This window comes from Streptomyces prasinopilosus (assembly GCF_001419695.1).
Taxonomy (GTDB): Bacteria; Actinomycetota; Actinomycetes; order Streptomycetales; family Streptomycetaceae; genus Streptomyces; species Streptomyces prasinopilosus.
Genome location: NZ_LIRG01000042.1, coordinates 1 through 8,995, shown reverse-complemented (window position 1 = coordinate 8,995; position 8,995 = coordinate 1). Strand labels below are relative to the sequence as shown.

The window sequence follows — 8,995 nt, the reverse complement described above, 5'->3', positions numbered from 1 at the left end:
GGGCGGCCTCGCCGATGGTCGACCTGCGCATGCTGGCACAGCCCGTGATGTGGAGCGCGTGCCTGCTCACCTTCGTCATCACCGCCGGTTTCGGCATGGTGTCCTTCCTGCTCCTGCAGCTGTTCGCGGTACCGGCCGACGGGTACGGCTTCGGCGCCGGCACCACCGGGATCGGGCTGTTCCTGCTGCCCGGTGCCGTCGCCGGGGCGGTGAGCGATTCGGTCGGCGGGATCGCGGCACGGCGTTTCGGTCCGCGTGCCGTGGTCGTCGTGGCCGCCGTCGTCACGGCGGCCACGATGACCGCCCTGGCGGCGACGCACACCGCGGCCTGGCAGCTGGTCCTCGCGAAGGTGCTGACCGCGTTCGCCGCGGGCGTCGCCACCACGGCGCTGCTCGCCGGCACCGCCACCTCCGTCGAGGCCGAGAACACCGGCATCGCCACCGGCCTGCTCGTGGTGACCCGCGTGATCGGGATCGCTCTGGGCTTCCAGGTCGGCGGCGTGATCCTCGTCGCCGGGACCGACCCCGCGACGGGCCTGCCGTCCGAAGCGGCCTTCGCGACGGGTTTCATCACCGCCGGTCTCGTCGCCGCGTCGTCCCTGCTCGTCGTCCGCGCCACGAGGAAAGGAACCCGGGCATGACCGCACCACGCAGGATCCTGATCTCCGGGGCCGGTGTCTCCGGCCTCGCGCTCGCCCACTGGCTGCACCGGTCCGGATGCGCGGTCACCGTGGTGGAGAAGGCCGGCACGCTGCGCGACGGCGGTTACCCGATCGACGTCCGCGGCACCGCGACGGAGGCGGTCCGGCGGATGGGGATACTGCCGCGCCTGCGGGACGCGCACATCGACTCGCGCCGCTGCACCTTCCTCGACGCCGAAGGCGGTGAAGTGGCCTCGGTCAGTCCGCGCGCCGTCGCCGGCGGTGTCGAAGGACAGGACCTCGAGGTGCGCCGCGGGGACCTGGTCGCGAGCCTCCACGCACTGGTCCGCGACGACGTGGAGTTCCTGTTCGACGACTCCGTCGCCGCCTTCGACCCGGCCGGACGGGGGGTCGACGTCACGTTCCGCGGGGGGCGGCAGCGCACGTTCGACCTGGTCGTCGGAGCCGACGGCGCGCACTCGCACACCCGGGAGTCCCTGTTCGGCCCCGAGGAGCGGTTCCACCGCTACCTCGGCTACTGCTTCGCCCTCTTCACCATGCCGAACACCCTCGGCCTCTCCCGCGAACTCGTGATGTGGAACACCCCGGGGAAGGCCGCGGCCCTCTACGCCGTCGGGGACGCCGACGAGGTGCACGCCCTCCTGGCCTTCCACCGGCCGCAACCGCCGTCCGACGCACTCCGGGACTCCGACGCCCGGCAGGACCTGGTCGCCACGGTCTTCGCGGACGCGGGATGGGAGGTCCCCGGCATGATCGACGCCCTGCGCGACGCGGAGGACCCGTTCTTCGACACGGTCGGTCAGATCCGCATGCCCCGCTGGTCCAGCGGCCGCGTCGCACTCCTCGGCGACGCCGCGTACGCGCCCTCGTTCCTCACCGGACAGGGCACGAGCCTCGCGCTGGCCGGTGCCTACACGCTCGCCCACGCCCTGGCCGCGCACCGGGACCACACCGCGGCCTTCGCCGCCCACGAACGCGACCTCCGCGAGTTCGTGGCCGTGAACCAGGCACTGGTCGACAACGGCGCGGCCACGCTCTTCCCCACCACGGCGCGGGCCCTGGAACAGCGCAACACCCTGCTGCGCGGCATCGTCACCCTGCCCTCCGCGACGGCCCGGCCGGCCCACTCGGCCCTCACGCTGCCGGAGCCCCCGGCGGGGACTACGGCAGGCGGTCGGTGCCACCGCGGGCCAGGCCCGTCCGGTAGGCGATGACGACGAGTTGCGCCCGGTCGCGGGCCCGCAGTTTCGTCATGGCGCGCTGCACGTGGGCGCGGACGGTGAAGGGGCTGAGGAACATCCGCTCGGCGATCTCCTGGTTGGACAGGCCGGTCGCGACCAGGGACACCATCTCGCGTTCGCGCGGGGTGAGCACGGCGAGCCGTTCGGTGCGGTCCGGCGGGACGTCGTCCGGCGTGGCCAGGAAACGGGCGACCAGGGAGCGGGTCGCGGCGGGGGACAGAAGGGTGTCGCCGGCGGCGATCGTACGCACGGCGTCCGCCAGGTCCTCGGCCCCGATGCCCTTGCCGATGAAGCCGCCGGCCCCCGCGCGCAGCGCCCGGGCGACGTACTCGTCGGTCTCGTACGTGGTGAGGACGAGGATGCGGCTGGAGCGCAGTTCCGGGTCCGCGCAGATCTCCGACGTGGCGGTGAGACCGTCCACCTCGGGCATCCGGATGTCCATGACCACCACGTCCGGGCGCAGCTCCCGGGTGAGTCTGACCGCCTCCCTGCCGTCACCGGCCTCACCGACCACGGTGATGTCGTCGGTACTGTCGAGGAGCATCCGGAAGGCACCGCGCAGCAGGGCCTGATCGTCGGCGAGCAGCACCCGGAGCGTCATGACGCGTCCCCGGACTCTCCGTGGTCCGTCGGGCCGCCGTCCGTCGGTCCGTGGTCCGTCGGGCCGCCGTCCGTCGGTCCGTGCCCCGTCCGTCCGTCGCCTGCCGCTCCGTCGGCCATCCGCTCCTCCTCGGTGGTCATGGCTCCGTCGGTCCTCCGCGTCGTGTCGCCGGCGGGCGGGAGCGGCAGCCGGGCGGAGACGAGGAAACCGCCCTCCGGGCGCCTGCCCGCAAAGAGGCGTCCCCCGACCGCGGTGGCCCGTTCACGCATGCCGATCAGACCGTAACCGGGCGGGCGGCCCGGCACGGTGGGCGCACCCGGTTCCATGGACGCGGCCGGTCCCGTGGGTGCACCCGGTCCCGTGGGTGCGCCCGGTCCCGTGGGTGCGCCCGGTCCCGTGGGTGCGCCCGGTCCCGTGGGTGCGCCCGGTCCCGTGGGTGCGCCCGGCACCGTACGGGTGCCCCGACCCGCGGGCGCGCCCGGCCCCGTACGGGTACTCCCTCCGTCGTCGGTGACGGTGACGGTGACGTGATCGGGGTGCCAGGCGAGGCGCACCCGGGCGCTGCCGGTGCCGGCGTGCTTGGTCACGTTGGTCAGAGCCTCCTGGACGATGCGGTAGGCGGTGAGGTCCACTCCCGGCGGCAGCGGCCTGGCCGTGCCCTCCCGGTGCACCGACACCTCCAGGCCCGCGCGGCGGAAGGAGTCGAGGAGCGCGGGGAGCCGGGCGAGTCCGGGGGCCGGTTCGGCGTCCCCGGCCGTGTCCCCGGACTGACGCAGCAGGCCGACGGTGGCCCGCAGTTCGTCGAGCGCGTGGCCGGTGGTCTCGACGAGTTCCCCCAGGCTCTTGCGGGTCTGCTCCGGGCGGGTGTCGAAGAGGTGGGCGGCGACCGTGGCCTGCGCGTTGGCGAGGGTGATCTGGTGGGCCACCAGGTCGTGCAGTTCCCGGGCGATGCGCACCCGTTCCTCGGCCACCCTCCGGCGCGCCTCGCGCTCCCGGCTCTCCTCGGCCCGCCGGGCCCGCTCCTCCACGGCCGCCAGGTAGGCCCGCCGGTTCCGCACCGAGTGCCCGAGTACGCCGGCCACCAGCGGGAACGCCGCCACCACTCCCGTCCTGCTCGCGTCCTTCCACGAGAGGTCGCCGAACAGGGGGATGGGGGCGGCCAGCACCACGGAAGCGAGCAGCACCGCGCCCGCCGCGCGCCGTTCGGTGCCCGCGGCGAGCGTGTAGGAGTAGGCGGTGATCACGGCGGGGGCCACGATGAGCGGGGTCAGCAGGAGGCCCAGGGGCGGCACCAGCACGCCGACCGCGGTCGTGGCCGCCAGGGCGGCCAGGGGCGCCCGGTGCCGCGCCGGCAGCACGGCACAGGACACCACGGCGACGGCCCAGGCGGCGGCGGGCGGCGCCGACAGCGTGTTGTCGATCCGCATCGTCCCGCCGAGCAGGCAGAGCGTGAACGCCGTCGCCGTGATCGCCCCCTCCCGCCGCCACGTGCCGCGTGGACGCGGGCCACCGTCCCCCGGGTGCGTCATGGCCGGCTCAGCACCGGCCGGCGGGGAGCCACCGCACCATCGCGGCCGGCGGGGAGCCCCCGCACTGCCGCGTCCGGTCCGCGCGGTTCTGCGTCAGCAACGCCGCTCCCAGCGTGCCCACCACGCCCACGACGGCGACCACCAGCCCCGTCCAACCGCCGTCCACGATCCCTGCCTTCCACGGAGGGGGAGTCCCGACCGAACCCGCGCCCCGACCCCGACCCGGGCCCGGGCGTCTCGTGCCGCGTCGGCCGCCGCTGCCCGCCGGCGCGGACCGGTCTCGGCCCCCACCTGGCCGGGCGCGCTGCCGGATCACGGTCTGCGTGCCCAAGTCGGTTCAGCGTAACGGGCGTTCGGAAGGAATGGGCGGGCCTTGGCAGGTCGACCGAAGTGGGACGGCGCCGCCGGTCCTGCGCGCACCGGCCCTACGGCGGGGCTTGCCCCCCCGCCGAGCTTGGCACGTTCGGATTCCGTGTTCACAAGCGCCCGTTATGTTGATCGCACCATCTGACAGGCGGAGTTGGCGTGCAGGGAACAGAAGAACGGGCCGGGGAGGCCGAGGCCTCCGACGCGGACGGAGCGGCGGGGGACGACGCCGTTCCCGGCTGGCTCCGGTTCTGGCCGCTTCTGCTGCTGGGAGCGGCCACCGTTCCCGGTGTGGTGCTCTACCTCGGGGGCCGGTGGCTGGAGACGCCCGTGATGCAGGCGTGGCGGACCGTCTGCCTTGCCGTGACCGTCCAGGCGCTGCCCTTCCTGCTGCTGGGCACGGCCCTGTCCGGCGCCATCAACGCGTTCGTGCCGGCCCGGGTGTTCAACCGTGTGCTGCCCCGCCGGCCGGTGTTCGCCGTGCCGGTGGCCGGTGCGGCGGGAGTCGTGCTGCCGGGCTGCGAGTGCGCGTCGGTTCCGGTGGCGAACCGCCTGATCGGGCGGGGTGTCACGCCCGCGGCCGCGTTCGCGTTCCTGCTGTCGGCGCCCGCGATCAACCCGGTGGTGCTGACGGCCACCGCGGTGGCCTTCCCGGGGAACCCGGCCATGGTCGCCGCCCGGTTGCTGGCCTCGCTGGGGACGGCGCTGGCGATGGGCTGGCTGTGGCTGTGGCTGGGGCGGGCCGAGTGGCTGAAGCCGGCCGTGCGGCACGGCGGGCATCAGGCGGGTGGCAGCCGGTGGCGGGAGTTCCGGACCGGCTTCCAGCACGACTTCCTGCACGCGGGCGGTTTCCTGGTGGTGGGCGCGATGGCGGCGGCCACGTTCAACGTGGCGGTGCCCCGTTCCGTGCTGGACGCGTTCTCCGGTTCGCTCTGGCTGTCGGTACTGTTCCTGGCCGTGCTGGCGATCGTGCTGGCGGTGTGTTCGGAGGCGGACGCGTTCGTGGCGGCCTCGCTGAACGGGTTCTCCCCGGTCGCGCAGCTGGCGTTCATGGTCGTCGGTCCGGTGGTCGACATGAAGCTGATCGCCCTGCAGGCGGGTACCTTCGGCCGGGCCTTCGCGATCCGGTTCTCCGCCGCCACCGCGGTCGTGGCGGTCCTGTTCAGCGTGCTGATCGGAGGAGCACTGCTGTGAGACGTCCGTTCCAGACGGCCCTGCTCGTCCTCAGCGGCATCGGCCTGCTGCGCGTGTCCCTGTTCACCGACCTGTACCTGCGGTACGTCAAGGAGGGGATGCGCCCGCTGCTCATCGCCTCCGGCGCCCTGCTGATCCTGCTCGGCGCGGCGGACGCCGTGTCCTGGGTACGACGGCGCGGGGGCGACGACCACGCGGACCGCGACGACGGCGGCCACGGGCACGGCCACTCCGGCGCGCCCCGTGCCGCGTGGCTGCTGTTCCTCCCGGCGTTGAGCCTGCTCTTCTACGCTCCGCCCGCGCTCGGCGCGTACACCGCCTCCCGCCAGCCGCCCAAGGCCGTCACGCACGAGGACGCGTTCGACCCGCTGCCCGCGATCTCACCGCTTCCGATGACCCTTTCGGACTTCACCCGCCGCGTGCAGCAGGACCGCACCCGGGCCATCGAGGGACGCACGGTCCGACTGACCGGTTTCGTCACCCCCGGCGAACGGGGCGACGGCTGGGACCTGAACCGGCTCCTCATCTCCTGCTGCGCGGCGGACGCCCAGTCCGTGAAGGTACGGATCCACCGCGCCCCGGCCCCGCCGGCCAACACCTGGGTGACCGTCACGGGAACCTGGCACCCCGGCGGAACCCTGGGCACGGGCTCCGCACCCGCCGCGCTCGACGCCCGTTCCGTGGAGAAGACCGCCAAGCCGGCGAACGCGTACACCGACGCCCTTCCGCTCCCCCTCGCGAGATGAACCGGCGCCCTTCCGCCCCACGGACCGACGTGCACCGTCATCAGCGGCGCCGCCATGCCGCGGCGGACCGGGAAGCACAGAGCGGGAGCTGTATGCGGCAGGCGTGGAGCCCGCCGAGGTGGAGGCAGGATCTCGTCGGCCTCTCGCCGAGGCGCGTGGCCACCAGCTCGCCGGGGCACGCAAGCAGTCGGGGGCGACCCAACGGGATGTGGCGACCCGGATGGGCGTCAGCGTCGTCCGAGTCTCCCGGATCGAGCACGGTGAGGGGGCCACCCTGGACGTCATCGCTCGCTACGTGGAGGCGCTCGGCGGGAGGCTGGATCCGGTCGCGGACTTCGGCGACCACAGCCTGCGCATGCCGGCCGGCGGCAACCAGGACAGCGCGGCGGCGTGACCGTCATCGAGAGCCGCAGGGCCGCGGCCCATCGGTTCCGCGCGTGACTCGCCCACCCGGCCCCGACCTGTTCCCCTGCTCCACACCGGTGACGCCGGCTCCCACCGCCATGGCCGACGGGTGCGCCGCTCGGCCGCCCGCCGGTCCACCGGATCAAGGGCGCCGACCAGGCGAAGCCGTCCCCGCGGCGCATCGGGATCACGGAGGCACCGTCGGAGAGGTGTGTCCAAGTCCCACGACGCCCGAAGTGCCCGCGCGAAGTCACTACGACCGCGTGGTCCGGCGGGGAGTCGTACGGGGCCGCTGCTTGTCGCCGAGCTCGCGTGCGACGGCTCGGTCACCGGGATCGACCGCGCCGGAAGGCCCGCGACGGACGGCTCGCGCCGGACGGCGACTCCGTGTGTCCCGCTCGATCGCGCCGTGCGGCCGATGGGCTTTCCCGGTCGCCGGCCGGACGGGTGGGTCAGCGCAGTCCGGCGAAGAGATCGTTCTCGGGTACGGCGGCGCCGGTGGTGTCCCTGACCCGTACGAAGGTCTCCGTGCCCATCAGCTCACCGAACCTCTCCTTGCCCATCTTGAGGAAGAAGATGTTCTCGCCCTGACTGGCGTGCGCGGCCAGCGCGTCGAACTTCTGACCGCTGAACGCGGTGGTGTCCACCCACGTGGTGATCTCGTCGTCGGGGAGGCCGATCTCGGCCATCGCGGCGGCCTCGGCGGGATCCGGCTCCGGCATGTCCCCGTGGAACTCGCGCATGATCTCGTCGAACCGCTGCATCCCCGAGCGGGGCATCGTCGTCCAGTACACCTTCGGGGTCAGCGCGGTCTTCTCCAGCGCCGCCATCGTGATGCGGTGGGCCTGGATGTGGTCGGGGTGGCCGTAGAAGCCGTTCTCGTCGTAGGTGACGACCACGTCAGGTCGGTAGTGCCGCATGAGTTCCGCGAGCCGGGCGGCGCCCTCCTCCACGGGGGTCCGCCAGAAGGATCCGGGGGCGTCGTTGCTCGGCCAGCCCATCATCCCGGAGTCGGCGTAGTCCAGCATCTCCAGATCACTGACCTTCAGGACGGCACAGCTCGCCTCGAGTTCGTGACGGCGCATCAAGGCGACCGCCTCCGGATCATGGCCGGGATCACCCGGCTTGACGCCTCCCGGTCCGTCACCGCACCCGCCGTCGGTACACGTCACGAGAACCGTGCGGACACCTTCCGCCGCGTACCGCGCGAGGACCCCTCCGGTTCCGGTGGCCTCGTCGTCGGGGTGGGCGTGCACTGCCATGAGGGTCAAGGGCCGGTCGGTCATGGAACAGTCCTCCTGCGGAGATGCGTCTCGGTCCGAGGAGCGCGGCGGGTGCACCGCGCTCCCGGGGCCCGGATCCTGGTGGGGCGGACGACCTCGTGGTCTCCGTGTTCCCCGCCCGCACGGCGCCGGCGCCCCGGACGATGCAACATCGCCGCCCGGACCGCCTGTTCCCGGCACGACCGGTCCGACCCGCACGTCGGCGTTTCCACACGAACGCGAACCCGAATGCGAATGCGAATGCGAACGGGACAGGCGACAGGCAGAGGCGTCGGCGCGTTCCGGCCCGCGGGGGAGTCGTCCAGCGCCGGGGAAGGGGCGCAGGGCCCGCACCGCCGTCGTCGCGGCCGGTCTCTGGGGAGTGCGGGATCGAGTCGTTCCCTTCCGCCCGACCGGGAAGGCGGGGGATTCCGCGGGCGCGGGAGAACGCGGGGTCCACGGTGGTGCAGGCAGCGGCAGTTCACGGAGCTGGATTCGGTGCAGGACCGGGCTGTGACGGCCGACCGCCGTGACGGCCGGCTCGGGGACCGGCGCCGGTCACACGGGCGGCCCGGTGATGAGGTCACCGTTCTCGTCGTAGGGCCAGGCGTTGGAGACGCAGCCGTGCAGGCCCTTGATCTGCTGCATCATCNNACCCAGCGCTTGAGGTTCACCACCACCCCTCCGGGAACCTCGCAGTTGTACTCGCCTCCGGTGTCCTGCTGGATGCCCGCCCAGCACAGGGCGTCCGCCGTCGCCGGTGTCGCGATCCTTATCGTGATGTCGTGCGGCGATCCCGCGCCCACCAGCTGGAACGCGTTGTCCGGGTCGTGGGTCCAGCCCCGCGGGGTGGCGAGTATGTCGGCGATCTCGTTCGCCGCCTGGGACGGCGAGACGTCGAGACCGGTCTCGACCTCCACGACGTAGCGCACCGGGCGGGAGCCGCTGCCCACCGCCTTCCCACCGGCCTGCGCGGCGACGAACGTCCC

General features: G+C 73.5%; 9 protein-coding genes. 5 read left to right on the top strand and 4 right to left on the bottom strand.

The features are described 5' to 3' along the window. Both AOK18_RS02685 and AOK18_RS02680 read left to right on the top strand, forming a co-directional pair. Positions 1–641, top strand: a 641-nt coding sequence (locus AOK18_RS02685; RefSeq protein WP_167738641.1) for an MFS transporter, incomplete at its 5' end; no start/stop codon positions are given. Continuing rightward, complete coding sequence (locus tag AOK18_RS02680; protein ID WP_055693199.1) at positions 638–1,876, top strand: FAD-dependent monooxygenase; 1,239 nt, start codon at positions 638–640, stop codon at positions 1,874–1,876. The genes AOK18_RS02685 and AOK18_RS02680, both read left to right, overlap by 4 nt. Here AOK18_RS02680 and AOK18_RS02675 read toward each other — a convergent pair. Further along, positions 1,824–2,504, bottom strand: a complete 681-nt coding sequence (locus tag AOK18_RS02675) for a response regulator transcription factor (RefSeq protein ID WP_055693198.1) — start codon at positions 2,502–2,504, stop codon at positions 1,824–1,826. The two genes, AOK18_RS02680 and AOK18_RS02675, sit on opposite strands and share 53 nt — an antisense overlap. Then, the gene (locus AOK18_RS02670; RefSeq protein ID WP_055693197.1) at positions 2,501–4,033 is read right to left on the bottom strand and encodes a histidine kinase; all 1,533 of its coding nucleotides are present in this window, start codon (positions 4,031–4,033) and stop codon (positions 2,501–2,503) included. The genes AOK18_RS02675 and AOK18_RS02670 overlap by 4 nt, the downstream gene beginning before the upstream one ends. Positions 4,034–4,558: 525 nt before the next feature. On the opposite strand from AOK18_RS02670, the gene AOK18_RS02665 reads away from it, so the two are divergent. The 3 genes from AOK18_RS02665 to AOK18_RS02655 all read left to right on the top strand — a co-directional run bounded on the left by AOK18_RS02665 (position 4,559) and on the right by AOK18_RS02655 (position 6,733). Continuing rightward, positions 4,559–5,593, top strand: a complete 1,035-nt coding sequence (locus AOK18_RS02665) for a permease (RefSeq protein WP_055693196.1) — start codon at positions 4,559–4,561, stop codon at positions 5,591–5,593. Continuing rightward, on the top strand, positions 5,590–6,339 hold the full coding sequence (locus tag AOK18_RS02660) for a TIGR03943 family putative permease subunit (RefSeq protein ID WP_055693195.1): 750 nt from the start codon (positions 5,590–5,592) through the stop codon (positions 6,337–6,339). The genes AOK18_RS02665 and AOK18_RS02660 overlap by 4 nt, the downstream gene beginning before the upstream one ends. Positions 6,340–6,442: 103 nt before the next feature. Beyond that, positions 6,443–6,733, top strand: a complete 291-nt coding sequence (locus tag AOK18_RS02655) for a helix-turn-helix domain-containing protein (RefSeq protein ID WP_240503025.1) — start codon at positions 6,443–6,445, stop codon at positions 6,731–6,733. Between the two features lie 463 nt (positions 6,734–7,196). On the opposite strand, the gene AOK18_RS02650 is transcribed toward AOK18_RS02655, so the two are convergent. Together AOK18_RS02650 and AOK18_RS02645 are read right to left on the bottom strand one after the other, a co-directional pair. After that, the gene (locus tag AOK18_RS02650) at positions 7,197–8,030 is read right to left on the bottom strand and encodes a PIG-L family deacetylase (protein ID WP_055570635.1); all 834 of its coding nucleotides are present in this window, start codon (positions 8,028–8,030) and stop codon (positions 7,197–7,199) included. 630 nt (positions 8,031–8,660) lie between these two features. Beyond that, positions 8,661–8,995 (bottom strand): DUF3152 domain-containing protein (locus tag AOK18_RS02645; RefSeq protein WP_240503026.1); only part of this gene is annotated, 335 nt, incomplete at both ends.